This window comes from Corynebacterium sp. A21 (assembly GCF_052266655.1).
Lineage (GTDB): Bacteria > Actinomycetota > Actinomycetes > Mycobacteriales > Mycobacteriaceae > Corynebacterium.
Genome location: NZ_JBQPQY010000002.1, coordinates 425,065 through 449,913, shown reverse-complemented (window position 1 = coordinate 449,913; position 24,849 = coordinate 425,065). Strand labels below are relative to the sequence as shown.

At 62.5% G+C, this 24,849-nt stretch carries 22 protein-coding genes; 12 read left to right on the top strand and 10 right to left on the bottom strand.

Features of this window, described 5'->3' with window-relative positions; translation table 11 throughout:
* Positions 1 to 139: 139 nt before the first annotated feature.
* A complete protein-coding gene (locus tag ACTU46_RS06240; protein WP_443380367.1) occupies positions 140 to 844 on the bottom strand; it encodes an IclR family transcriptional regulator in 705 nt (234 codons plus the stop codon).
* Between the two features lie 145 nt (positions 845 to 989).
* Between ACTU46_RS06240 and ACTU46_RS06235 the strand changes: the two genes are divergently transcribed.
* Together ACTU46_RS06235 and ACTU46_RS06230 are read left to right on the top strand one after the other, a co-directional pair.
* Entirely contained in the window at positions 990 to 2,363 is a 1,374-nt protein-coding gene (locus tag ACTU46_RS06235) for an MFS transporter (RefSeq protein WP_443380366.1), read from the top strand.
* 63 nt (positions 2,364 to 2,426) lie between these two features.
* Entirely contained in the window at positions 2,427 to 3,803 is a 1,377-nt protein-coding gene (locus ACTU46_RS06230; protein WP_443380365.1) for an FAD-dependent monooxygenase, read from the top strand.
* A gap of 96 nt (positions 3,804 to 3,899) precedes the next feature.
* Here ACTU46_RS06230 and pth read toward each other — a convergent pair whose 3' ends face one another.
* Positions 3,900 to 4,454: an aminoacyl-tRNA hydrolase gene (gene pth / locus ACTU46_RS06225; protein ID WP_443380415.1), complete on the bottom strand. Its 555-nt coding sequence runs from the start codon at positions 4,452 to 4,454 to the stop codon at positions 3,900 to 3,902.
* A gap of 82 nt (positions 4,455 to 4,536) precedes the next feature.
* Here pth and ACTU46_RS06220 point away from each other — a divergent pair, with 82 nt between their 5' ends.
* On the top strand, positions 4,537 to 6,141 hold the full coding sequence (locus ACTU46_RS06220; protein ID WP_443380364.1) for a thiamine pyrophosphate-binding protein: 1,605 nt from the start codon (positions 4,537 to 4,539) through the stop codon (positions 6,139 to 6,141).
* Positions 6,142 to 6,225: 84 nt separating this feature from the next.
* On the opposite strand, the gene ACTU46_RS06215 is transcribed toward ACTU46_RS06220, so the two are convergent.
* The gene (locus ACTU46_RS06215; RefSeq protein ID WP_443380363.1) at positions 6,226 to 6,816 is read right to left on the bottom strand and encodes a 50S ribosomal protein L25/general stress protein Ctc; all 591 of its coding nucleotides are present in this window, start codon (positions 6,814 to 6,816) and stop codon (positions 6,226 to 6,228) included.
* 256 nt (positions 6,817 to 7,072) lie between these two features.
* On the bottom strand, positions 7,073 to 7,549 hold the full coding sequence (locus ACTU46_RS06210; RefSeq protein WP_443380362.1) for a hypothetical protein: 477 nt from the start codon (positions 7,547 to 7,549) through the stop codon (positions 7,073 to 7,075).
* Positions 7,550 to 7,669: 120 nt separating this feature from the next.
* On the opposite strand from ACTU46_RS06210, the gene ACTU46_RS06205 reads away from it, so the two are divergent.
* The 6 genes from ACTU46_RS06205 to dmpG all read left to right on the top strand — a co-directional run bounded on the left by ACTU46_RS06205 (position 7,670) and on the right by dmpG (position 12,865).
* Positions 7,670 to 8,452 (top strand): 2-keto-4-pentenoate hydratase, encoded by a 783-nt coding sequence (locus tag ACTU46_RS06205; RefSeq protein WP_443380361.1) that lies wholly within the window; start codon positions 7,670 to 7,672, stop codon positions 8,450 to 8,452.
* 20 nt (positions 8,453 to 8,472) lie between these two features.
* Entirely contained in the window at positions 8,473 to 8,901 is a 429-nt protein-coding gene (locus ACTU46_RS06200) for a VOC family protein (RefSeq protein WP_443380360.1), read from the top strand.
* Between the two features lie 179 nt (positions 8,902 to 9,080).
* Positions 9,081 to 10,016, top strand: a complete 936-nt coding sequence (locus ACTU46_RS06195; protein ID WP_443380359.1) for a 3-carboxyethylcatechol 2,3-dioxygenase — start codon at positions 9,081 to 9,083, stop codon at positions 10,014 to 10,016.
* A gap of 34 nt (positions 10,017 to 10,050) precedes the next feature.
* Complete coding sequence (locus ACTU46_RS06190; protein WP_443380358.1) at positions 10,051 to 10,839, top strand: 2-keto-4-pentenoate hydratase; 789 nt, start codon at positions 10,051 to 10,053, stop codon at positions 10,837 to 10,839.
* 54 nt (positions 10,840 to 10,893) lie between these two features.
* Positions 10,894 to 11,817, top strand: a complete 924-nt coding sequence (locus ACTU46_RS06185) for an acetaldehyde dehydrogenase (acetylating) (protein ID WP_443380357.1) — start codon at positions 10,894 to 10,896, stop codon at positions 11,815 to 11,817.
* Between the two features lie 22 nt (positions 11,818 to 11,839).
* A complete protein-coding gene (gene dmpG, locus ACTU46_RS06180) occupies positions 11,840 to 12,865 on the top strand; it encodes a 4-hydroxy-2-oxovalerate aldolase (protein ID WP_443380356.1) in 1,026 nt (341 codons plus the stop codon).
* Between the two features lie 60 nt (positions 12,866 to 12,925).
* Here dmpG and ACTU46_RS06175 read toward each other — a convergent pair whose 3' ends face one another.
* Positions 12,926 to 13,696: an IclR family transcriptional regulator gene (locus ACTU46_RS06175; RefSeq protein WP_443380355.1), complete on the bottom strand. Its 771-nt coding sequence runs from the start codon at positions 13,694 to 13,696 to the stop codon at positions 12,926 to 12,928.
* A gap of 107 nt (positions 13,697 to 13,803) precedes the next feature.
* Here ACTU46_RS06175 and ACTU46_RS06170 point away from each other — a divergent pair, with 107 nt between their 5' ends.
* Entirely contained in the window at positions 13,804 to 14,658 is an 855-nt protein-coding gene (locus tag ACTU46_RS06170) for an alpha/beta fold hydrolase (RefSeq protein ID WP_443380354.1), read from the top strand.
* A gap of 189 nt (positions 14,659 to 14,847) precedes the next feature.
* Here the strand turns inward: ACTU46_RS06170 and mhpA are convergent, their stop codons facing one another.
* Positions 14,848 to 16,614: a bifunctional 3-(3-hydroxy-phenyl)propionate/3-hydroxycinnamic acid hydroxylase MhpA gene (gene mhpA / locus ACTU46_RS06165; protein WP_443380353.1), complete on the bottom strand. Its 1,767-nt coding sequence runs from the start codon at positions 16,612 to 16,614 to the stop codon at positions 14,848 to 14,850.
* A gap of 529 nt (positions 16,615 to 17,143) precedes the next feature.
* Here mhpA and ACTU46_RS06160 point away from each other — a divergent pair.
* Complete coding sequence (locus ACTU46_RS06160) at positions 17,144 to 18,520, top strand: MFS transporter (protein WP_443380352.1); 1,377 nt, start codon at positions 17,144 to 17,146, stop codon at positions 18,518 to 18,520.
* A 501-nt stretch (positions 18,521 to 19,021) separates the two neighbouring features.
* Positions 19,022 to 20,344: an NtaA/DmoA family FMN-dependent monooxygenase gene (locus ACTU46_RS06155; protein ID WP_443380351.1), complete on the top strand. Its 1,323-nt coding sequence runs from the start codon at positions 19,022 to 19,024 to the stop codon at positions 20,342 to 20,344.
* Positions 20,345 to 20,668: 324 nt separating this feature from the next.
* Here the strand turns inward: ACTU46_RS06155 and ACTU46_RS06150 are convergent, their stop codons facing one another.
* From ACTU46_RS06150 to glmU, 4 genes are all read right to left on the bottom strand, one after another.
* Positions 20,669 to 21,313, bottom strand: a complete 645-nt coding sequence (locus ACTU46_RS06150) for a DNA alkylation repair protein (RefSeq protein WP_443380350.1) — start codon at positions 21,311 to 21,313, stop codon at positions 20,669 to 20,671.
* Positions 21,314 to 21,351: 38 nt separating this feature from the next.
* Positions 21,352 to 22,110, bottom strand: coding sequence for an SDR family NAD(P)-dependent oxidoreductase (locus ACTU46_RS06145; protein ID WP_443380349.1), 759 nt, complete (start codon positions 22,108 to 22,110; stop codon positions 21,352 to 21,354).
* 255 nt (positions 22,111 to 22,365) lie between these two features.
* A complete protein-coding gene (locus ACTU46_RS06140) occupies positions 22,366 to 23,343 on the bottom strand; it encodes a ribose-phosphate diphosphokinase (RefSeq protein WP_443380348.1) in 978 nt (325 codons plus the stop codon).
* A 10-nt stretch (positions 23,344 to 23,353) separates the two neighbouring features.
* Positions 23,354 to 24,820: a bifunctional UDP-N-acetylglucosamine diphosphorylase/glucosamine-1-phosphate N-acetyltransferase GlmU gene (gene glmU / locus ACTU46_RS06135; RefSeq protein WP_443380347.1), complete on the bottom strand. Its 1,467-nt coding sequence runs from the start codon at positions 24,818 to 24,820 to the stop codon at positions 23,354 to 23,356.
* Positions 24,821 to 24,849 lie beyond the last annotated feature (29 nt).

Here is a 24,849-nt window from a genome sequence, read left to right as displayed (position 1 = left end):
TCCTTTCGGGGTGCTGCAGATCGAAAGGCTGCAGACGTGAGAGGTTGTGACTCCGAACATAAGGTCTTCGGGAGAGTGACTCAAAGAAATTCCACTCTCCGGAATATTTGAATCTTCCAGCGCGTGGGGGTGGGATTCCCTACCCCTGGTGGGAGTTCATGGGCATGTTCACCGACTCTAGTCGCCGGTTCAGGTCGCGGGTGTGTTTGAGCAGGGATTCGGCACATTTGACGTGGACTGAGCGGAACCGGGAAGTCGGAGTGGCCAGGGTGAGAGCCCCGAGGGTATCGCCCAGATCATTGCGGAGGCAGGTGCCCACTGCGGAGACATCATGCTCGAACATGCCGTTGTTGATCGCGAAGCCCCGGGTGCGGGTGCGGTGGAGTCGGCGTCGGAAAGCGGTGAACTCATCCTCACTGAGCTTCGGATAGAGAACCCGCAGCTCAGCAGGGGAGCACTCGGCCAGCATGGCGAGTCCACCGGAATTCTGTTCAGCCGGCATGACCTGGCCCCGACGATTGCCCACCCTCACCGGCTGGGTGCCTTCTGTGGTGAAGAGGAAGTGGATCTTGTTTCCCACCATGACCAGCAGGTGGCAGGTCTCACCAGTCTCCCCGGTTATGGCAAGCATGTGGTCCCGGCAGACATTGATGAGCTCGCTGCCGATTCCGGGCTCCAGGCCGGTGCCGGAGAGCGCGGGGCCGGTGAGGTAGGTGCGGGATTCGCTACGGCTGGCGAAGCCGCGATACACCAGCATCGAGAGGGAGCGATGTACCGTTGACTGGCCGATTCCGAGCTTCTCAGCAGCCCCCGAAACGGTGAGGCTTCCCGACTCTCGCAGCATCAGAATCAGTAGAAGTGCTAGGTCCGCCGACTGGAGATACTCCTTCGGGGGTGGGCCATGGGTGGATCCTGGGTAAAAGATATCTCGTCCTTCCGCTATGTGGAATACTTTTGATTGTAACCCCTGTCACCCCGATCATGTTCATATGGCATCTACCTCATACACACCGCAGTCGGGCGCCGTAGGCACCACGGCTCCCGAATCCCAGGGGATCGGCGCATCCGAAAAGGGCTTCCAGATCCTGGGGATCAGCGGACGCCGGTTGGCTGCCGTGCTGCTCGGCTGGTTCTTCGTCGTTTTCGATGGTTATGACCTCATCGTCTACGGCACCGTCCAGTCCTCCCTCATGGAGGAGTGGAATCTCACGGCCGCCACCGCCGGCACGATCGGTTCCACCGCTTTCGTCGGCATGGTGATCGGTGCCGTCTACATCGGTCGCCTTTCCGATCGGATCGGCCGCAAGGCCGCCGTCATCGGTTCCGTGGTGATTCTCTCGGTCTTCACCCTGCTCTGTGCGTTTGCTCCGAATCCTTGGATTTTCGGCGCGCTCCGTCTGCTTGCGGGCATCGGCCTTGGTGGTCTGGTGCCCTCGGTAAATGCCATGGTCGCTGATCTGGTGCCACGCCAGACCATGTCAAAGTGGTCCACCGTGATGATGTCCGGTGTGCCGATCGGTGGCTCCATCGCCGCTGTTGTCGCACAGTTTGTCGTCCCCTCCCACGATGAGTGGGGCTGGCGCTTCATGTTCCTCATCGCACTCATCCCGATCGCCTTCGGTCTGCCGCTTGCCCTGAAGGTCATTCCCACGGACAAGGAGATCGAAGCTGATTACGCCGCCCGTGAGGGTGTCGCAGATGCGTCGCATGTATCGGAGGTCGGCGACACCTCCGGCGCTGAGGTCGGCTTCAAGGACCTGCTCGGTGCTCGCTACCGGATGATTTCGATCTGGTTCGCCCTGGCCACCTTTGTTACTCTGCTGGCCTGGTACGGCCTGGGTACCTGGCTGCCGAAGCTGATGCAGGAGGAGGGCTATGACTTCGGTGCGGCGCTGAACTTCACCCTGGCGTTGAACCTCGGTGCGGTGATCGGCTCCATCATCACCGCCTGGGCCGGCGATAAGTTCGGTCCGCTGCGTTCCGGTGTCGTTGCCGCTGGTGTCGCCGGGATCGCACTGTTGTTCCTGCTCACCGAGCCGCCGGTGATCGCGGTCTATGTGATCCTGATTCTGGCGGGCGTGGGTACCCACGGCACCCAGATCCTGATCATTTCGGCCATCGCCCAGTTCTACCCGCACAAGCTGCGCGGTACCGCACTGGGTTGGGCACTGGGCGTCGGACGTATCGGAGCGGTTCTCGCCCCGCAGCTGGCGGGCCTGCTGTTGGGCTGGGGCCTGGGTGTCGGTTCCAACTACCTGCTCTTCGGCTGTTCGGCACTGCTCTCGGCAGCTTCTCTGGTCATCCTGCTGAGCATCAGCAGTCGTTCGAACAAGCGTTACGCTGTCACAGAATCGGTTGCCTAAACCGCCAGTGCCGCAGTTTCTCCCATAATCCCCTGGAAAGACCCCTGGAAAGGAATTTCAATAATGTCTCAGACCTCTCTTCCCAAGTCCGAGGAGCTCAAGGGCTCGAAGATTATCATCTCGGGCGGTGGCATCGGCGGTGCCTCCGGCGCCCTCGCCCTCGCCCAGCGTGGTGCTGAGGTGACCCTCTATGAGCGGGCACCGGAGTTCAAGGAGGTCGGTGCCGGCCTGCAGATCGGGCCGCACGGTGTGAAGATGCTGGAGAAGTGGGGCCTCAAGGAGCGCGTCTTCGCGGCAGGTTACCTGCCGAAGGAAATGCAGTTCCGTGACGCCATCACCGCAGAGACGATTTTGACCATGGACTTCGGCGAAGAATTCCAGCAGCACTACGGTGGCCAGTACCTGGTCATCCACCGTTCGGACCTGCTGTCCATCCTGGTTGAGGCGGCGCAGGAGGCTGGTGCCACGTTACTCAACGGCATGCACGTCCACGATGCCCAGGACACCGGTGCCGGGGTGCTCGCTGACATCGAGAACCGTGAGGACGGATCCAGGTTCCAGGCCGAGGCTGATCTGCTGATCGCCTTCGACGGCACCCACTCCGCCTTCCGCAAGAAGATCGTCATCGATGATCCGGTGCCCTCCGCCTATGTCGCCTACCGCGGTACCTCGAAGCTGGCTGAGGATGCGTCGATGAAGGACCTCAACGCCGTGGTCGGCTACATCGGCCCGCGCTGCCACTTCATCCAGTACCCGTTGCGCGGCGGCGAATTGCTCAATCAGGTGGCGGTCTTCCAGTCTCCGCGCTACCTCGACTCCCTGACCAACGGCACCGAGGTTCCGGAGGACTGGGGCAACAACGATGAGTTCAAGAACGCCTTCGACCACACCAACGAGTTCATCCAGGGGCGGCTGGACAACATGTGGCTGGACACCTGGTGGCAGATGGCTGACCGTGAACCGCTAGATAACTACAAGGTCAGCGAGCGTGTCATCGTCCTGGGCGATGCCGCCCACCCGCCGCTGCAGTACCTGGCCTCCGGTGCGGTCATGGCCATGGAGGACTCCGAGTGCCTGGCGCTCTTCGCCTCCCAGGCCGCCGAGAAGGGCGAGCTCAACTGGGGTGAGATCCTGGCGGATGTCTCCGCAGAGCGCGCACCGCGTTGCTCCCGCATCCAGACCATCGGCCGTTTCTGGGGCGAGCTCTGGCACGTCGACGGACTCTCCCGTCTGATCCGCAACGAGACCTTCCGCTCCGCGGAGGGCACCGGCTGGTTCAAGTACGCGGACTGGCTCTGGGATTATGACGCCGACCGTCGTGAATACCTGAAGGATCCCACCAAGGGTGAGCTGCCGGTCGAGCTGCAGGAGTGGGAGTACAACCTCCACAAGATCGCACGTCAGCACGACACCGAGGAAGTCGACGAGATCACCGTCTAATACAGGCGGCTGGATCATGAGAACGTGAGGGCGGGCACCCGGGAAACCGGGTGCCCGCCCTCAGCTACTGTTCAAGGCTGCTTATCGACGCCGCGTTCAGCGCTCTCCCACGGCTTCTTCGACCAGGTCGGCGGCATCGGCGTAGATGATGGGCAGATCCGCCTGCTCGGCCCGGCTGAAAGGTTTGAGCACGTAGTCCGCCGGATCCATCCGGCCCGGTGGACGTCCGATTCCGACCGAGAGCCGTAGATAGTCCTTGGTGCCCAGGGATTTGGTGGTCGAGCGCAGGCCATTATGCCCGCGGTCCCCACCACCGGCCGGCCGGAGTTTCACGGCGGTGAAATCCAGATCCAGATCATCGTGGATGAGGATGATCTGCGCCGGGGGCACCTTGAAGAAGTCTGCCAGGGACTTGACCGGCCCGCCGGAGAGGTTCATGAAGGTCCGGGGCTTGGCCAGCACCACCTTGGTGGCCCCGAGCCGGATCTCGGAGATCTCGGCATTGGAGCGTTTGTGCACGCTGAAACTCCCCGGCATCGGGGCAGCGCGGCCGGCGAGTTCATCGATCACCCCGAAACCGATGTTGTGGCGGGTGGCGGCGTAGTTGGGGCCGGGGTTACCCAGGCCGACGATGAGGAAGGGGGAATTCAGGTCAGTCACCTGCCATATTCTGGCACAGCTGTGTCAGGGGTGGTTGCGGGAGCCGTCGATGTCGACTTAGGGTGAATACGTCATGGTTGAATATTCGCTCTCCGAGGTCATCGCCCGGGTTCTCATCCCACGCGTGGATGCCTTCTTCGGCATCATGGGAAACGGCAACGCCTGGTTCGTTGATGCGGTGGAAAGGCTCGGGCCGGGGCTGATCACCGTGAGACATGAGGTGGCCGCCGTCGCTGCCGCCGATGCCTATCACCGGGTGAATCGACGCCCCGCCGTGGCCACCACCACCTACGGTCCCGGCTTCACCAATACCTTGACCTCGCTCAGCGAAGCCGCCCTAGCCGGCACGCCGCTGATCCTTGTCACCGGGACGAATCCCGGGACGAATCTCGGGGTGGATCAGCATGGTCTGGCGGCGGCGGTGGGGGTGGAGACCTTCACCGCCACCGTGGCGGACGCCGTGGCGGTGACGCACCGGGCGCTGCAGCATGCGCTGAGTCAGCGCACCCCAGTGGTGTTGGAGATCCCCTATGAGCTGGCAGCTCTTCCCGCCAGCTTCGCTGCGGTGCCCGAAGTTGAACCGGAACCTGGGCCACCGATCCCGGAGGTGGCTGAGTTGCTGCGTGCGCTGAAGGGGGCCCGGCAGCCGCTGCTGCTCGCGGGGCGCGGGGCCCGTGGGGCGTCGATAAGCGTGCGTGAGCTGGCAGCGCTGTTGCGGGCCGATGTTGTCACCAGTGCCCCGGCCCGGGGGCTGTTCCATGGTGGGGAATCTTTCCGGGACCTCGGGGTCTGTGGCGGTTTCGCCGCGGTGGGGGCGGCGGCGGAGATCCGGCGCGCGGATGTGGTGTTGGTACTCGGTGCCGGGCTGAACAGGTTCACCCTGGCCTCCGGCCGAGCCTTCTCACCCACGGCAAGGGTGTTTCAGGTGGACCTGAAAGCGGAATTGACCAGCCCGCGGGTGGACCACTTCCTCCGGGGCGAGGTCGGAGCGGTGAGCGATGAGCTGTTGGCACAGCTGCGGGCTGAGGGGTTTGAGCCGGGGGAGCGGGAGCATCGGGTGGGGCAGCCGCTGGCCCGCCCGTCGGGAACTGAGTTCGCCGCGGACGGGCGGCTCGATCCCCGCCCGCTGCTGCGGGAGATCGACCGGATTCTGCCGCCCGAGCGGATCATCGCCACTGATGGCGGGCATTTCCTCGGTTGGGCGAACACCTACCTGGAGCACGCCGCGCCGGACCGCATCATCCTGCTCGGCACCCACTTCGAGTCCATCGGACTCGGCTTTGCGACGGCCGTGGGGGTCGCCGCGGCGGCGGGAACCGGGCGGCTGAGTGTCCTGGTCACCGGTGACGGCGGGGCCCTCATGGGCCTGGCTGATGCTGAGAGCTTCATCCGGACCGCGCACCGGGGAGTGGTGCTGGTGTGCAATGACGCCGCCTATGGCGCGGAGATCCACCACTATGGCAGCCAGGGCCTGGCGGAGGAGCCGATGCTGATCCCGGAGGTGAATTTCGCAGCGGTACTGGGTGCCTTGGGAGCCAAGGGGAAAGTGATTAATCGGCTGGCTGACCTGGTGGAATTCCAGGGTTGGGTGGCCAGTGGGGAACTCGGAACCTATGTGCTGGACTGTCGAATCTCGAGGTCGGTGGTGGCGCCCTTCATGCAGAAGATGGTTGGCTGAGATAGGAAAACCCCTGGGTCCGACACGAAAATCGTGCCGGACCCAGGGGCGTTACCACTCAGCGGAGAGGTGCCGGAAGCAGAATTACTCTGCAGCCGCGGCAGTCTCTTCGGTGGTCTCTTCTTCCTCGACCTCCGGGTAGACGATGTTGGCGATCATCAGATCGGCATCGTCGATCAGGGTGGCGTCGCCGATCTGGATGTCGCCGGCGTTGATGCGGGTACCGAACTCCAGGCCCTCGACAGAGACGATGAGCTCTTCCGGAATGTTCAGGACGTCAGCCTCGATGCGGAGGGTGTCGGTCTCCTGGACGGACATGGTGCCCGGTGCCGGCTCGCCTTCGATGATGACCGGGACCTCGACCTCGACCTTTTCGCCGCGCTTGATGGCGAGGAGGTCGATGTGGTCGATGTTCAGGGTCAGGACGTTCTGATCGATGAACTTGATCATGGTGAGGTGCTTCTCGCCCTCGAGGTCGATCTCGATGACAGCGTTGACACCGTGGTTACGGACGACGGCGGTCAGCGCGATCAGGTCGACGGAGAAGTGAATGGTCTCAGTCTGCGGGGCGTAGATGACGCCGGGGACCTGGCCAGCGACGCGCAGACGACGGGCGATGCCCTTGCCGAATTCGGTGCGGGCAGCGGCCGGAACAGTGGGGTAAGTTGCAGACATTATGCGATCCTTAAGAGAGTGGGGAATGAAGTTTCTCGGCCGCATTCACCGTCCACCAGATGGCGGTGGGAATGAGAAAAGCCTGCGACCGACTGTCGAAAACATGTGTTCTCGTCGAGTCTTCGCAGGCTTGGAAATATTCCGCTGACCCTCTTTTAAGGATCCGTACGGGACAAGCATGTGAATCACAATCGCGTCGATAACGGCACCCTAGAGTACCCTCGCCGAGACAGCGATAAGGCTAGCACGGCAGTTTCTACCGCTCCAAGTTCGCATGGTCGCCGGGGTCCTGCTTTTTCAGCAACGCCGTGATCCCGGGATCTGGCTCCGCGAAGATCTGGCCCAGACAGGAATTCACCCCACGGGCGCGGGACTCCATCAGTTCCACCGTCACGGTGGTGCTGCCGTTCCAGTGAAATGTGTGGCCATCAGTCAACTCGAGGGTCAACAGCAGGCCATCGACCTTCCAGCGGACCCCAGTGGCATGGAAACCATGCTCCGGATCATCGGCTTCCACCCAGATATGGCCCGGTGCCTGACCCGGGCCGCGGGAAAGGAGCAGTGACTTCGGGCTCTCGGTGGTGGAGAGGCTGAAAATGAAGGCAATGGTGAAAAGCTCAGGCGTGGCGGCTTCATTATCTATGAAGATGTCGATGGGGCTCAGAATTCTGGGATGACCGGAATCGTCGACAATGTGCTCGGGAGTGGCGGGGGGTCCTTTTTGGGCGCTCATGGTCCGTGTGGTCTCCGATTCATGGGGGTTTATTCTCCCGAATATCAGGGTGAGGGTTACCCTTGATGGTATAGGACATGACATGGCCCACTTTTTCGGGCGATACGAAGGGTGGCACACATGCCGATCGATGATGTTGATTCCGCAGTGGGTGCACTGCTCCGGGCTGAGAAACTCAAGCAGGACCGCGGCCGGATCACTGAAGAATGGCCGGGTCTGGATGCGGACACCGCCTATGAGGTTCAGCGGACACTGATTGCGGCCCGAATTGCGGGCGGGGAGGAGCTGATCGGCTTCAAGCTTGGCCTGACCAGCGTGGCCAAGCAGGAGCAGATGGGGGTTGCTGCCCCGCTGAGCGGCTGGCTCACCGATGCCCACCAGCGTTGCAATGGTGAGCCCATCAAAGTCGCCGATTATATTCACCCGCGTATTGAGCCGGAGATCGCCTTCATTCTGGGGCGGGAGCTCAAGGGGCCGAACTGCACCCGCAATGATGTGAAGGAAGCCACGGACTACGCCACCGCCGCTTTCGAGATCATTGACTCCCGCTACCGCAACTTCAGCTTCACGCTCGCCGATGTTATCGCCGACAATGCCTCCTCGGCAGGATTCGTCCTCGGCTCCGCCCACCTCAAGGTGGGGGAGTTTGACCTGATCAACGAGTCGGTGGAGTTGCTGGTCGACGGTGAGATCGTGGCTACCGCGACCGGCGCTGCGGTCCTGGGGGATCCGGCGCAGGCGGTGGCGGATGCGGTCAATGAAATCAGTGCTCGCGGGCAGTCTCTTCCGGCCGGTAGCATTGTCCTTAGCGGCGCATTGACTGACGCTGTATTTTTGGAACACGGTTCGAAGTTCACCGCTCGGTTCGGCACTCTCGGAGATCTCACCATCACTTGCCTTTAAGGCAAAGTAGGAGTTTCACGATGAACGCACCCCGGCCCATCCGACTTCAGCACGAGCAAGTCTTCATCAACCTTCCAGTTACTGATCTGGCCGCCCAGCGCGATTTCTACCTCGCGTTGGGATTCAAGCAGAACCTGGTCTTCAGTGATGAAACCACCAATTCCTTTGAAATCAGCGACCACATTGTGGTCATGTTGCTCCAGCAGGACACCTTCTCCGGTTTCCATGACCGTGAGACCGTGGCCGCCAACGGCCCCCGCGAGGTGCTCAACGCTCTCGGCGCTGAGAGCACCGCCGATGTCGATGAGTTGATCCGTCGCGCGAAACAAGCCGGCGGCACGATCACCCGTGAGCCAGAGGCGCAGGGGCCGATGTACGGCGCCGCCTTCGATGACCTTGAGGGGCACGGCTGGGAGATCGTCTACATGGACCCCTCGGCCCTGGAATAAACACCACAGAAATTCCGGGATGAAACCCGCCTCTTACTATGGGGGGCGGGTTTTGCCGTTCCAGCCACCGGAACGGCTCTGGGCTTTTGTGATTGGGGTTCCATAGACTCTGCGGTGTGTAGACGGTCACTCAAGGTGATCCAGTGTCAGTCCAGAGACCGAATCCGAGGAGTCCATCAATGAGTGTTTCCCTGCTCGCCATGTCCCACAGCCCGCTGCTGGGGATCAACGACCCGCAGCCTGATGTCGATGCCGCCCTGAACGAGGCCTTCGACGCTGCCCGTCGAGAGGTGGAGGCCTTTGACCCTGACCTGGTCATCATCTTCACCCCGGACCATTTCAACGGTTTCTTCTATGACCTGCTGCCGCAGTACTGCATCGGTTATGCCGCGGAGTCCATGGGCGATTACAAGACCACAGCTGGCCCGTTGAACGTGCCAGTGGAACTCTCTGAGGATCTGGCTCAGTACGTCATTGACCGCGGCCTTGATGTTGCTATCTCCCGGGAAATGGTCATCGACCACGGTGGCGCCCAGCCGCTGGAGATTCTGCTCGGCGGTCTCGAGGCCAAGCCGGTCATCCCGATCTTCGTCAATGGAGTGGCCCGTCCCTTCGCCCCGATGGAGCGCATCCGTCAGCTGGGCGAGGCCGTCGGGGAATGGGCCAAGGGCCGCGAGGAGCGGGTGCTGTTGATCGCCTCGGGTGGGCTCTCCCATGATCCGCCGCTGCCCCGTTGGGCCACCGCCACTGAGCCGCAGAAGGATTTCATGCTCCACGGTCACCCGGACCAGGCTGATCGCGATGCCCGTGAGGCGCGTGTGGTCGCGGCCGGCCGAAAGGCCAGCACCAGTACCGGGATCATCGATATCAATCCAGAGTGGGACAAGCAGTTCATGGCTGATTGCACTGCGTCAGCTCAGGGGGCGACCGTCTTTGATTCCTACACCGCCGATCAGATGGATGCGGCTGCCGGGCACTCCTCCCACGAGGTCCGCACCTGGGTCGCCGGCTTCGCTGCACTGGCCCAGGCCAACGGGGAGTTCACCGTCAACTATGAGTTCTATCGCCCGATTCCGGAATTCGTCGCCGGCTTCGGCCTGATGTCAGCCCAATAGTCCCAGCTCACCCGCAGAATAAGGAGCAGAATCAATGACCCTCAGCGACACCACCGCACTGCAGTCCGTGGCCGATGACTTCCTGTCGGCCTATGCCTCCGGCGAGCCCATCGCGCCGCCGCGCACCACCATTGAACACCTGGACCTGGCTGGCGCCTACCGGATCCAGCAGCTCCAGGAAGATGCCTTCGTGGCGGCAGGCCGCAAGGTGGTCGGAAGGAAGATCGGACTGACCTCCCTGGCCATGCAACGCCAGCTCGGCGTGGATAGCCCGGACTTCGGTTTCTTCACCGAAGACCTGATCTACCCCGACGGGGCGGAGATCAAGGTCGACCAGTTCATCGCCCCGAAGGTGGAGCCGGAACTGGCTTTCATCCTCGGTGCCGATCTCACTGCAGACGCCTCTTTCGCGGAGGTGGCCGCCGCTGTGGCCAGCACCCATCTGGTGATCGAGATCATTGATTCCCGGGTCCGCGACTGGGACATCAAGCTGGTGGACACCGTCGCCGACAACGCCTCCTGCGGGGCGATCATCCTGGATCACACCCCCATCGAGGTGAACACCGAGGACCTCCCCCAGGTCAGCGCGACCATGACCATCGACGGTGAGCTCGCCGGCACCGGCACCGGTGCCGATGTGATGGGGCACCCATTGCTTCCGTTGCAGTGGCTCGCCGGGGTGCTCGGTGAGCAGGGGGTGCCCTTGAAAGCGGGGGACATCATCCTCACCGGAAGCTTCTGTGGGGCCGCCCCGGTGATCGCCGGACAGCGCGTCGAGATCGACTACGGCCCCTACGGCACGCTCTCCGCGGCGTTCATCTGATACCTCCCTGCCACTTCAGTCCCACAGCTATCACCCATAGAACAGGATCCTCCCATGTCCCAGAAACTCACCGCGGCGATCGTCGGCCCCGGTAATATCGGCACCGATCTACTGATCAAACTCCTCAACAACTCCGAACACATCGAACCGATCTACATGGTCGGCGTGGACCCCGCCTCCGACGGCCTCAAACGGGCCGCTGATCTCGGGCTGACGGTCTCCGCCGAAGGCGTGGACTGGCTGGTCCAACAAGACCCGCTCCCGGACCTGGTCTTCGAGGCCACCTCCGCTAAGGCGCACACCGCCAACGCCCCGAAGTACCGCGCCGCCGGGATCCGAGCGATCGATCTGACCCCGGCCGCCGTGGGCCCCTACCTGTGTCCTTCGGTTAATCTCGAGGACCTCAAGGACGTGGACAACGTCAACATGATCACCTGTGGCGGCCAGGCCACCACCCCGATCGTCAACGCGGTGTCCTCTGTGGTGGAGGTCGAGTACGCCGAGGTGGTCTCCTCGATCGCCTCGAAGTCCGCCGGCCCGGGCACCCGCGCCAATATCGATGAGTTCATCGAGACCACCCAAAACGCGTTGCAGGAGCTCGGGGGCGCGAAGAAGGGCAAGGTCGTCCTGGTCCTCAACCCGGTCGAACCGCCCATGCTGATGCGTAATACCGTCTACTGCGCCCTGCCCGCCGCAGCCGGTGTCCCCGGCCAGCTGCAGGACTGTATCAAGGCCGCCATCGAAACGCGCGTGGAAGAGGTCCAGGCCTATGTGCCCGGCTATCACCTGACCGCGGAGCCGCAGTTCGACGAAGCCAGCGAGAACTGGAACGGTTGGGCCCGGGTGACCGTCCTCATCGAGGTCAAGGGGGCGGCGGATTATCTACCGGACTACGCCGGAAACCTTGACATCATCACCTCGGCCGCTGTGGCCACCGCCGATAAGTACGCCGAGCTGCTGGCCGTTCGCGTCAGCTAAGAAACAATTAGGGGAAACTATCATGACCACGATCCGTCTCAATGACACCACCCTGCGCGATGGCTCCCATGCCGTGCGCCACCAGTACACCACCGCGCAGGTCCGTAAGGTTGTTCGCGCCCTTGATGATGCCGGGGTGGGCATGCTCGAGGTCACCCACGGCGATGGCCTGGGTGGGTCGACCTTCAATTACGGTTTCTCCCGCGTCAATGAGCTTGATCTGATTGAGGCGGCCGTGGATGAGGCTAAACATGCCAAGATCGCGGCGTTGCTGCTGCCCGGGGTGGGCACCATCGCCGATCTGAAGGAAGCCAAGGAACGTGGTGCGGCGGTGGTGCGTATCGCCACCCATTGTTCTGAGGCTGATGTGTCCATCCAGCATTTCCAGGCCGCCCGGGAGTTGGGGTTGGAGACCGGTGGTTTCCTCATGCTTTCGCACCGGCTGGAGCCGGCGGAGTTGGCTAAGCAGGCCCGGATCATGGTCGATGCTGGGTGTCAGTGTGTCTTTGTGGTTGATTCCTCGGGGTATCTGATCATGGAGGATGCCGGTGACCGGGTCAAGGCTGTGGTCGAGGAGATCGGGGATGATGCTGAGGTCGGCTTCCACGGGCATCAGAACCTGAGCTTCGGGGTGGCCAACTCGTTGTTGGCGGTGCGCAATGGTGCGACGCAGATTGATGGCACGCTTTATGGCCTGGGTGCTGGGGCGGGTAATGCTCCGCTGGAGGTGTTGGCCACGGTCTTTGATCGGTTGGGGATCGATATCGGGAAGGTGGATGTCACGGCGTTGCAGAACGCGGCGGAAGACGTGCTCAAGCCGATGGTGGATCGGTTGCCGATGATGGATCGCGGGTCCATTGTGCAGGGTCAGATGGGGGTCTATAACTCTTTCCTCTTCCATGCGGAGCGTGCCTCGGAGCGTTATGGTGTCCCGGCGCAGGATCTGCTGCGGGAGATCGGTCGTCGTGGTTATGTCGGGGGGCAGGAGGACATGCTTATCGATGTCGCGGTGGAACTGCAGAAGCAGCAGATCACCCTCGTCGGCTAGCAGCCGCCTGAGGAAGGCACCCCGGGTTCAACTACACCGAACCCGGGGTGCCTCTCTTTCCTATTCCGAGCTATCCGGGTTGGCCGCCAAATAGGCCTTGGAGGCGGCAGCGCAGATCCGCTTGAGGTTGGGGATGTGATCCTCGGGCTGGAAACTGTCGGTGGGGCCCGAGATCGACATCGCGGCCACCGGTACCGGGCCCCGGCCGAAGATCGGCGCGGCGACACAGCTCAAGCCCAGCGAGATCTCCTCCCGGTCATAGGCCACACCATCCTGGCGTACCTCGGCCAGCACCCGACGAAACTCTTCGGGATCATCAATGGTACTGGGCGTCCACTTCGATAACCCTCGGCGAATCGCTGCCTCAATACTGTTCTCGTCATAGGCCATGATCGCCTTGCCCACCCCGGTGGCATAGCCGGGCACCCGGCCACCGATCCGGGAGGGCGTCGACACGCCCCGGACCGAGAAGAGCTTGTTGGCGTAGGAGACATCGGTACCGATGAGGTAACCCAGGTGCACGGTGTTGCGGCTGCGCTCGAACAGCGCAGCCAGGAAGGGGGTGAGCACCTCCGAGACCAGCTCGCCATGCCGAGTGGTCTCCTCCTTGGTCAGGTCGGTGAAAAGCGTACCGAGACGGTAGACCTCACCGGCCCGTTGAACCGCGTTGTTCTGCACCAGGGCACCCAGCAGACGGTGAGCGGTTGATTTGGAGAGATCCGCGCGACGGGCGAGCTCACTGACCCCGACACCGGCGGCATCTTCCGGGGTGAATGCCCGGAGAAGACTAAAAGCCTTGTCCACTGAGCTGCGTGAATCTGGCACGGTCATATCGTTGTCATTCCTTCGGTGCTGGAGTAATGCTTCTCTCAGTAAACCTGTGCCGTTGTGTGGAACACAACCCCAGCACCGGGATGGGGTGAAATACAGTCAAAGGCATGACTACCGCCCAGATCCCTGATTACCAGACCGATTCCTTCTTCAACCTCGAGGACAAGTGGCTCGAGACCGCACCGGGAGAGCTCACCCACTATCACGAGCTCGGCGAAGGCGCCCCGATCCTCTTTCTCCACGGTTCCGGCACCGGTGTGACCGCCGCCGCCAACTGGTGGCTGAACCTTCCGGAGATCTCTGAACTCGGCCGCTGCATCGCCATCGACTCCATCGGCTACGGCCAGACCGTCGTCGCTGAGGGCACCGAGTACGGCATCCGTGAGTGGGTCCGCCACGCTGTCCGCGTGCTTGATGCCCTCGGCATCGAGAAGACCTGGATCGTTGGCAACTCCCTCGGTGGCTGGCTGGCCCTCCAATTTGCCATTGACTTCCCGGATCGTCTGCTCGGCGTCATCTCCATGGGTACCGGCGGTGCCAAGCTGACCGGGGCGCTCAAGGGCCACTCCAACCCGACCCTGACCGAGGAGGGGGTCCGCCAGACCCTCGAGCTCTTTGTCACCGACAAGTCCCTGATCACCGATGAATTGGTCAAGGTGCGCTTTGCATCCGCCCTCAATGACACCGCTTCGGACCGTCTCCAGGAGGTCGTGGCTGCCCGCGACCGCGACCGCAATGAGCTACCGCTGGACTTCGAGGTGCTGGCGAAGCTGGACCTTCCGGTGCTGTTGATTCACGGCGTCCAGGACGTGGTGATCCCGGTGCAGCGCACCTGGGACATCCTCAACATCATCCCGAACGCTGACGCCCACATCTTCAGCCAGTGCGGCCACTGGTCCCAGGTGGAGCGTTCCACCGAGTTCAACCAGGTGATCATGTCCTGGCTGGCCACCCGGATCTAAGCTGAGCCCAGCTCGGAACCAGCGCCCCTCTCCGGAATCTTCTTCCGGGGAGGGGCGCTGGCTTTCTGGGTCGAGGTTTCACGCTCTGCGGGGGGGGGTGGCAGTACCTTCTGCGGAACCGTACAACACCAGAAACCGGCACCATCTACCTCCAAGGTAGGTGGTGCCGGCTCCTGCTGAGGAAAGCGCTTAGCCGACCTTGACAGCCTTGAGACCGGCCTTGGCGGAGGCGGCGGAGGTGGCGGCGTAGTCATCCTTCAGGCTGGCTGCCTGATATACCGCCTTGATCGCCCGGGGCAGATTGCCGTTGAGACAGGCTGCGGCAATGAAGCGGTCCGGGCGGATGACGACGGTGCCGACGCTGACCTTGTCGAACCAGTTCTTCAGGGCGCCGGAGTCATCGAGCACCACGCGGGTGCCGGTGGCGGCGCACTGCTGCGCTGCCCAGTCGACCTGGTTCGGGGAGACCGCACAGAGCAACTGCACTCCCTGGGCGGCCAGCCCGGCACGGGCCTCCTCGCTGAGGAGGTTCGCCGGATCCATGCCCCAGGACAGGATCGCGAAACCGTTGCCCAGGGCGTCGTCAAGCAGTACCTGCTCGTCTTTGAAGGTGACGCGGGGCTGGATGAACTGGGTGCCGACGGTGGAATCCTTGCGCAGTGCATTACGCAGCGGGATCAACTTGGGTACCCGTGACCCGGAGATCTTGGGCTTGGCGGTGCCGGCGGACAGGGTCTCCTGGTCGACGACCACACCTCGGCTATAGCGCGGCATCGGCTTAAAGCGCATATCGGAGAAGTACTCTCTCACCTGCGGGGAGAGGTTGGCCACCCGCGCCAGTACATCTCGGCCGAAGGCGATCTTCCTGTCAGTGGGCTTGATCAGATTTCCCAAGGTGAGGGAGAGATCGACCATCGCCTTAGCGTGATCCAGGCGTTCCTGGCTGTAGGTGTCCAGCAGGGTCGCGTCCGCCTTCCCCTTGATCACGGCGTCGAGCTTCCATGCGAGGTTAGTGGCATCGCGGACCCCGGAGTTGAAGCCCTGTCCCATCCACACCGGCATCAGGTGGGCGGCGTCACCGGCGATCAGCACATTGCCCTGGTGGAAATTGGAGGCGACGCGGCCGTGGTGGGTGAATACGCGGCGGCGGATGATGTCGAGCTCGATTCCCTCCGGCAGGTGCTCGTGGAGCAGGGAAGTGACAAAGGCGTTGTCCTCAACGCGCTCATTCGGCTCATCATCGAAGAGCAGGAATTCAAACCGGCGGACCCCGTGCGGCAGCCCAATGGAGACGTAGGGGCGGGCCGGGTCGGCGCCGAGGTAGACATTCGGGATCCCCAGCGGATCATTGCGGACATCGATGACCACCCAGCGGGTGGAGGGGGAGACTCCTTCGAAATCCACGCCCATCCACTTACGGGTGAAGGAGCGGCCCCCCTCGCAGCCGACCATGAAGCGGGCGTTGACGACGGTGGTATCGCCGGTGGCGTTTTCGCCCTCTTCCCCGGTGACGTGGTTCAGATTGACGGTGACACCCTCGCCGTGATCCTCTAGCCCGGCGAGTTCTCGGCCGAAGATGACCTGGACGTTGGGGTAACGGGCCAGTCCCTCATAGACAGCGCGGTCCACCAGGGGCTGAATGAAGCCGAACTTACGGGGGAAGCCGAAGGGCTCGCCCTGTGGGGCGTTGGTCATGAGGACCTCGCCCCTGCCGTTGACGATGCGCATGACATGGTGGGGCAGTGTGTAGGGCTCAACCTGCTCGATCAGGCCCATCGCCTGGATGGTGCGGTAGGACTCGTCATCCAGGCCGACCCCGCGCGGGTAGTCGATCAGCTCGGCACGCTTCTCGATGAGGGTGACGTTGATGCCACGGGCCCCCAGCAGGTTCGCAAGGACCAGACCGGTGGGACCGGTACCGGCGATCAGGACATCGGTTTCAATAATGGAGGGCATAGATTGCTTCCTTCTGGGTCGAGGGTCCGCTGTGATGGGATCAAGTATCGTTCAGGGGCGTGACTTTGGGGGAGTTTTGTTCCGCTACGTGGCACAGGACACTAGGAAAGCGTTGGTGGGGTCGTGATTTTCGCCGCAGCGGCAGGTGTCACGGCGGGCCCGGTTTGCCTAGGGCGCGCGGTCTCCGGGAGATGGTGATCGCCAAGGTGGAGAAGATGAACATGACCGTGACGGCGATCGCGATCAGGCGGGTCTGGACACCGGCGCGCGGGTGGACACCAGGCGGGGGTCCGGTCCCTCATTGTTTATCGGGGAGAAGGGGAAAGTGCGACACCGCATTAATGATCCGGTAGTGCGCTTTCTGCAATTATCAGGCATGGCCTAAGTGCTAACTAAGTTGTCTGAGCGCACTAAAGATGAAGTGTCCCGCCCAGTGGAACGCAGGTTGTTACTCAGCCCTCAGTGGGATGGAATCAGACCCGTCCCGATCGATGTGATCAGCGTTACTGACACTCATGAGGAGTGCCCCATGACAACAGCCATCAATGAAGTCCCATCTAGTGGGGGAGTGACGGTGACTCAGCCGACTGATAATCAGCGTCGGAAAGTCCTGATCTCGAGCTTCCTCGGATCTGCGGTCGAGTACTATGACTTCCTGCTCTACGGCGCCGCTGCAGGCTTGGTCTTCCCGTATGTGTTCTTCGATGATTCGATTGACCCCTTCGCGGGCATGATCCTCTCCTACGTCATCCTTTTCGCCGGCTATCTCTCCCGGCCGGTGGGTGGCCTGCTCTTTGGCCACTTCGGTGACAAATTCGGTCGGAAGAATGTTCTCTTCATAACGCTGATGGTCATGGGCGTGGTGTCCGTCGCCATTGGTCTGCTGCCGGGGTATGCCACCATCGGTATCGCTGCACCAATCATGCTGGTCACCCTGCGCGTGATCCAGGGTGTGGCCGTCGGTGGTGAGTGGGCCGGTGCCACCCTCATGGCGGCGGAGCACGCCAAGGCAGGTTCCCGTGGCTTCGCCGCTTCCATTGCTGTCGCGGGTGCTCCTGCGGGTGCGGTGCTCTCCACTTTGGTATTGGCGCTGTTCGCTGGTCTTCCAGAGGAGCAGTTCCTCTCCTGGGGTTGGCGCGTGCCTTTCCTTCTTTCCGCGGTCTTGGTGCTCATCGGCCTGTATATGCGCTACAGCCTGACGGAGTCCCCTGAGTTTGAGGCTGCCCGTAAGGCTGGTGCCACCAGCACCGGTGTGCCGCTCAAGCGGATCTTCACCGTCTATCCGAAACAGACGGTATTTGCCTCCCTGGCCATCGCTGCTCCGCTGTTCATGCAGGCATTGCTCGCCGTCTTCGTGGTCCCCTTCGTGGTGCAGTCCGGAGCGATGGAGCGTCAAGAAGCACTGGTGCTGCTGACCTTCTCCGCCTTCCTCCACATCTTCGCCATTCCATTCTTTGCCATGCTCTCGGATCGTTTCGGCCGCCGCCGCATCATGCTGATGGGTGTCGTTATCTCCATCTCGCTGGTGTTCCCGATGTTCATGATGTTCACCTCCGGCAATGTCTGGTTGATCGGGCTGGGTTTCATCGTGGGCAACCCGATCATCCAGGCCAGCATCTACGGCCCGGTCGGAGCTTTTCTCTCCGATAAATATGCGCCGCAGGATCGCTATACCGGTGTCTCGGTCTCCTACCAGGTCGGATCCATCCTCGGCGCCGGTATCGCTCCCATGCTCGCAACGTTATTGGTCTCCCTGGACAATGGGTGGGGTGCCTATAACATCGCCCTCTACTTCGTCTTCCTCTGCATCGTCACTGCAGTCTGCGTCATCGCAGTGGAGAAAAGTAAGTACAACGTCGCCGGGGAAGTCCAGCACTCCGAACCAGTCCCGGTTGCAGTTACCTAGTGTCGCGGCTGTGAATGATTACCCCGTGGGTCTTTTGACCTACGGGGTTTCTCTTCGCCGTACATGGTTAATGATTGACGATCCAGGAACCCGGGGAGCAATCCGAGAAGACCGGATCTAATCCGGCGCCAAGGAGACGTCCATGGTCCAGCGCGTACCCCTCCCGAGAACTCACTAAAGACGAAGGCAATCAACTCCTGTGCCCGATCCGGCGATCAGCACCCACCTAAGGAAGGACTGCTAGGGCGCGCCTGCGCGGACATCGGGGCCTGCGAACCGCTCCTCGGCGACGCTGAAGAATGTGCGCCCGATTCCGGACCGCATCGGACCTGGCCCAACGGCTAGTGGCGGAGGTGGTCACGGTGATCCGACCCTCCGAGTTGATAGGCGGAGCCAGTCTCTATATCGTGACACAATAAACGGAGACACTCTCCGAGTCGTCTCGTAGGCTACCCGCGTGCGCAGCAGCCACGGCCACGCCACAACAACAAAGGACCATCCATGAGTCAGAAAACAATGCTTCTCAGCGCCACCCTGGCCAACGGCTACGGTGTCCAGGGACAGGCATGGCGCTCTCCGGAGACGGACACGAGCGACTTCACCAATATTGAGGCTCAGGTGAAGTTGGCGCGGGCTGCCGAGCGCGGGAAGTTCGCGTTCCTATTCGCCCCGGATTTTCCGGGTACCACCGATGACATGGGGACAACGGCCCCCGTGTCCACGCTCGAACCGATTGTCACGCTCTCGGTCCTCGCGCACGAAACCACGCACGTTGGTTTTATCGCCACTGGGTCAACGACCTACAACGAGCCCTATAACCTGGCACGACAGTTCAAGACGCTCGATGTGCTCAGCCGCGGACGCATGGGCTGGAACGCCGTTACTACGGGTTCCCCGATTGCCGTGGCCAACTTCGGCGAGCAGGTCCGGCCACGTGAGGAGCGCTATGAGCGCGCCCACGAGATGATCCAAGTCGTGCAGGCGCTTTGGGGCAGCTGGGGAGAGGATGCCTGGGTCGCCAATGTCGAGACCGGCCAGTTCCTGGATACGGACCAGATCCAGCCGATCAACCTGGGTGGCAAGCACGTCGCCTCTCGCGGGCCACTGGCCATCCCGCCCTCGGAACAGGGGCAGCCGGTCATCGCCTCCGCTGGGGGCGGCGAGTATGGAATGGGTATTGCCGGCCGCTACGCCAGCGTCGCGGTGGGCTCGTCGACCTATGATTTCGCAACCACTCGCCAGGAGCGGGAGATGTACCGATCCGCCGCACGCCAGGCTGGTCGCGACGCGGATGAGCTGAAATACTTCACGGGGTTCATGCCCATCATGGGCAACACCGTGGCGGAAGCGATCGGCAAGCGCATGCAGATGGACGAGCACCTCGCGCCGCAGCGGGTGCCGATGCTGGGGATGATGCTCGGTCTGAGCCTGGATGCGTCGCAGGCAGACCAGCCTTTGAGCGCCTCGCAGCTTGAGAATGCACGGGCGAACCCGGGTGATCCCCGCTCGGCCCGTGCCCTCGACATCGCGCGCCAGGGCTGGACTCCGCGCGAGATTTTGGCTCACGGTGTCATCGACTACGCCCCTAGCCCGGTTGGGCCTCCCGAGGCCATCGCCGACTACCTGCAGGGCGCGTTCGAGGCCGGGATCGCCGATGGCTTCTGGCTCCAGCAGCCCACGTATGCGATCGCGGACGATTTCGTCGACGAGGTCGTCCCGATCCTGCAGAAGCGCGGTCTGTACCACCGCGATTACCAGGGTTCTACGCTGCGCGAGCACCTCGGTGTGCTGCGGCAGTACGGTCAGGATCCCCGCATCAGTTAACCCGAGCCGCTATGTACCTGCACGATCCGGCCCCCTGACAGGGGGGTTGTGCGGGTGCTGTTGCAAAGGTGGGAGTCTCCATCTCTGTCCCGACTTTGCAACAGCACTGTGACAGGGCCCTTCCGGTAGCACCAACAAACCCGCTGTCCGAGCCTGTTGGGCGCTTCCCCGTGTTCTCTACCGCAACGCCAGCTGATCCTCGCCAACGATGAGCCGCTGACCAGCTAATCAGGAGGCGTGATCGCTCCAACCACCACACATCGCGTCGCGGACCAATACGGAACGTTCCCACCGATACCGGCTACCGGTGATAAGGGTGTTTCCTCAGACCTTCAGATGCTTTGCCGCTTCCCGCCGACTCAACGGGGCCAGCTGTGCCTCCTGCTCAGCGAGGAATCCCCGCACCCACTCCGGGTTCTGGCGGGCGTAGTCGCGTAGCGCCCAGCCGATGGCCTTGTTGATGAAGAATTCTTTGGAGCCCAGGTTCGCGAGGATGATCTCCGTCAATAACACCGTGTCGGTGTTTGCCCCGCGCCCGAGTTGGTGGAGGATCGCCACCCGCCGCACCCAGAAGTTCGCATCGACCGCCCAGGCGCGCATTGAGGCGGCATCACCGGCCCGCCCGATGCTCTTGACCAGGGCATCGACGGTGTCCCACCAAGACTTCCGGATCACCAGGTCCTTCAGGCAGGGCAGGTCCACTAATTCCAGGGGAACCTGGGAGAGGTGGTCACAGGCCACATACTGAAACTCGCGTTCCTCCGCGGCCCAGCAGTCCTCGACGAACTGCCAGTCCGGGGCGTTGCGACGCCCGCGCAACAGCCCCCGGCTCGCCTTGCGGCGCTCCGGGGTACTCACGCCGAGGAAGGGGAACTGATCCCGCATGTACGCCTTCATCCCCGGGGCGCGTGCCGGGTCCGCGACGTCGATAAGCGCTTCCAGGAGGGCGTGAAAAGGGGGCGTGACCATGCTGTTGAGCATAGTCACGCCCCCTTTAGGGTGAAGCTTTAGAGGGCGGTGTAGCCGCCATCGACCAGGTGGTAGCTGCCGGTGACGAAGGAAGCGTCATCGCTGAGCAGGAAGCGGGTGATGGTCGCAACCTCCTCCGGCTTTCCTAGGCGGCCAATCGGGTGCTTGGCGATCAGACCATCGAGGAATTCCTGCGGCAGGTCCGTGAGCAGCGGAGTCTCAATGTAGGCCGGGCCCACCGCGTTGATGCGGATCCCCTTCGGGCCGTACTCCACGGCCGCGTTCTTCGTCAGGCCGACCACGCCATGTTTGGCGGCGGTGTAGGCGCTGTTGTCCGGGGCGGCGACGGTGCCGTGGATCGAGGCGATGTTGACGATTGCGGTACCGGCCGGATCATCCTGCTTGAGGAACTGCTCGATCTGGTAGCGCATGCCATAGGCCACACCATTGAGGTTGATGTTGATGACCCGGTCCCAGGCATCGATATCGATCTCGCCGTGCGGGGTACCGGTGCCACCGATGCCGGCGTTGTTCACGGCATAATGCAAGGCACCGTAGGTCTCGACGGCGAAGTCGACAACAGCCTTGTTATCCTCGGCGCTGGCGGCGTCATGCTTGAAGGCGCTGGCTTCACCGCCGGCCTCCTTGATCTCAGTGACCACCCGCTCAGCGCCTTCGAGGTTGATATCGGAGACGATAACCTTGGCACCCTGGGCGGCCAGATCCTTGGCGATGGCCTCGCCGATGCCGCTGCCGGCACCGGTGACGAGAGCTACTTTATCGGTGAAAGAGTTCATGAAAAATCCCTTCTGCCACGTTGCCATGGCAAACGTAACATTCCGTGGTTCTCCACGGGATGATGCTTTCAAACCTCTGTTGACCTGCGCTTTTATCCGCGCCGTCACCCTCCAGGATACGCCTGATGCGCCGGCCAGGGAGGGTGAGATAAGCCACTGATCAGGAATTTCACATGATGTGTCCCGGGCAGAAAGAAGACCCCCTTCCCGGATGAAACTCAGCCGGGAAGAGGGTCTTGATCAGATCTGAAAAGTTTAGGCTTCGCCCTCGAAGAGGGTGGTCACGGAACCGTTCTCGAAGATCTCACTGATGGTGCGGGCCAGCAGGGGGGCGATGGAGAGAACGGTCAGGTTCTCCCAGCCCTCGGTGTTCTGCGGCAGGGTGTCGGTGGTGATGACTTCCTCGGCACCGCAGTCCTGCAGGCGCTGGCGTGCCGGGTCGGAGAACACACCGTGGGTGCAGGCGATGACCACGGAACGGGCACCGGCCTCCTTGAGTACGCGGCAGGCGCCGGCGATGGTTCCACCGGTGTCGATCATGTCATCGAGCAGGACACAGTCCTTGCCCTCGACGTCACCGACGACGCGGTTGGCGGTGACCTCATTGGCCACGTCCACACTGCGGGACTTGTGGATGAAGGCCAGCGGGGCATCACCCAACGTATTGGCCCACTTCTCGGCGACCTTCACCCGGCCGGCATCGGGGGAGACCACACAGATGTTATCCAGGTTGTACTTCCCGACGATGTAGTCCGTCAGGATCGGCATGGCGTGCATGTGATCGACGGGGCCGTCGAAGAAGCCCTGGATCTGGTCGGTGTGCAGATCCACTGAGACCAGGCGGTCCGCACCGGCGGCCAGCAGCAGGTCGGCGACCAGGCGGGCGGAGATCGGCTCGCGGCCGCGGTGCTTCTTGTCCTGCCGGGCGTAGGGGTAGAAAGGCAGGATCGCGGTGATGCGCTTGGCGGAGCCACGCTTGAGAGCGTCGATCATGATCAGCTGTTCCATCAGCCACTTGTTCAGCGGCTGAGTGTGGGACTGAAGAATGAAGCAATCGGAGCCACGGACAGACTCCTCGAAACGGACGAAGATCTCGCCGTTGGCAAAATCCCGAGCGGTGGTGGGAGTCACGTCGATTCCCAGTTCCCGCGCCACAGCCTCTCCCAGTTCGGGGTGTGCCCGACCCGAGAAAAACATCATGTTCTTGTGGTTTTGCTTCCAGTGAGCTGTCATAATCGTCAGCTTAGCCTTCCTGGTTGGTGACAGAAGAATTCGCGCGGGCGCGTGCTGCAGCCTCTGCGGCGGGGGTTCCCGGACGCTTCCTCTCGACCCAACCTTCGATGTTGCGCTGGTGGCCACCGGAGACGACGAGAGCGCCCGGGGGGACATCCTCCTTGATTACTGTACCTGCCCCGGAATACGCGCCATCACCTACGGTCACCGGAGCAATGAACATGGTGTCTGACCCGGTTCGGACGTGGCTGCCGATGGTGGTGTGGTGCTTGCTCACGCCGTCGTAGTTGACGAAGACCGAGGAGGCGCCGATGTTGGATTCCTCACCGACGGTGGCATCTCCGATATAGGACAGGTGCGGCACCTTGGAGCCCCGGCCGATGGTGGCATTCTTGGCCTCAACGAAACCGCCGAGCTTTCCGCCCTCACCGAGGACGGTATTAGGACGGATATAGGTGAAGGGACCGACGGTGGCATCCGCGCCGATCACGGAACGCTCACCATGGGTACGGATAACACTGGCGCCGGTGCCGATGGTCATGTCGGTCAGGGTGGAATCCGGTCCGATCTGGGCGTTATCGGCGATGGAGGTGGTGCCCCAGAGCTGGGTGCCGGGATGGATGACCACATCCTTGCCGACGCGGACATTGACACCGATCCAGGTGGACTCCGGATCGATGATGGTCGCACCACCGAGCATGGCGGCCTCGACGGTGCGGCGGTTGAGCTCACGGCCGGCCTCGGCCAGCTGCACGCGGTTGTTCACGCCGGCCAGCTCGGAGGCATCATCGGCGGTGTGGGCGCGGACCGGGTGGCCGCCATCGCGGGCGATGCTGAGCACATCGGTCAGGTAGAGCTCACCCTGGGCGTTGTTGGAGTCCAGCTTGCCCAGGGCGTCGCGCAGCACCGCGGCGTCGAAGGCGAAGACACCGGAGTTGACCTCGTTGATCGCGTGCTGCTCCGCGGTGGCGTCCTTCTGCTCGACGATGGCGGTGACCTCGCCCTCCTGATCGCGGACGATACGGCCGTAGCCGCTCGGGTCCGCCAGACGCATGGTCAGCACGGTCACGGCGGTGGGGACCTTGACGTGTGCCGCCAGGAGCTGGTTCAGGGTCTCCGGGCGAAGCAGCGGAACATCGGCATTGGTGACGATGATGGTGCCCTCGAAATCGAGGATCGGCTCGAGGCCGCACTGCACGGCGTGGCCGGTGCCGTTCTGCTCATCCTGGATGGCGGTGAGTACCTCGCGTTTCAGTTCCTCGGCGACGGCAGTCACCGCTGGCCCGACCTGGTCTCGCTTATGCCCGATCACTGCGACGATGTGTTCCGGGGAAACACCTGCGGCGGCGTGCAGACTATGAGAGAGAAGGCTTCGCCCACCGATCTCGTGCAGGGTCTTCTGGATATCAGACTTCATACGGGTGCCGGCACCGGCAGCCAGGACGACAATGGCGCTGGGATTGGTGGAAGTACTCACGTTTAAATTGTTCCTTTTGGCGTTAGGGG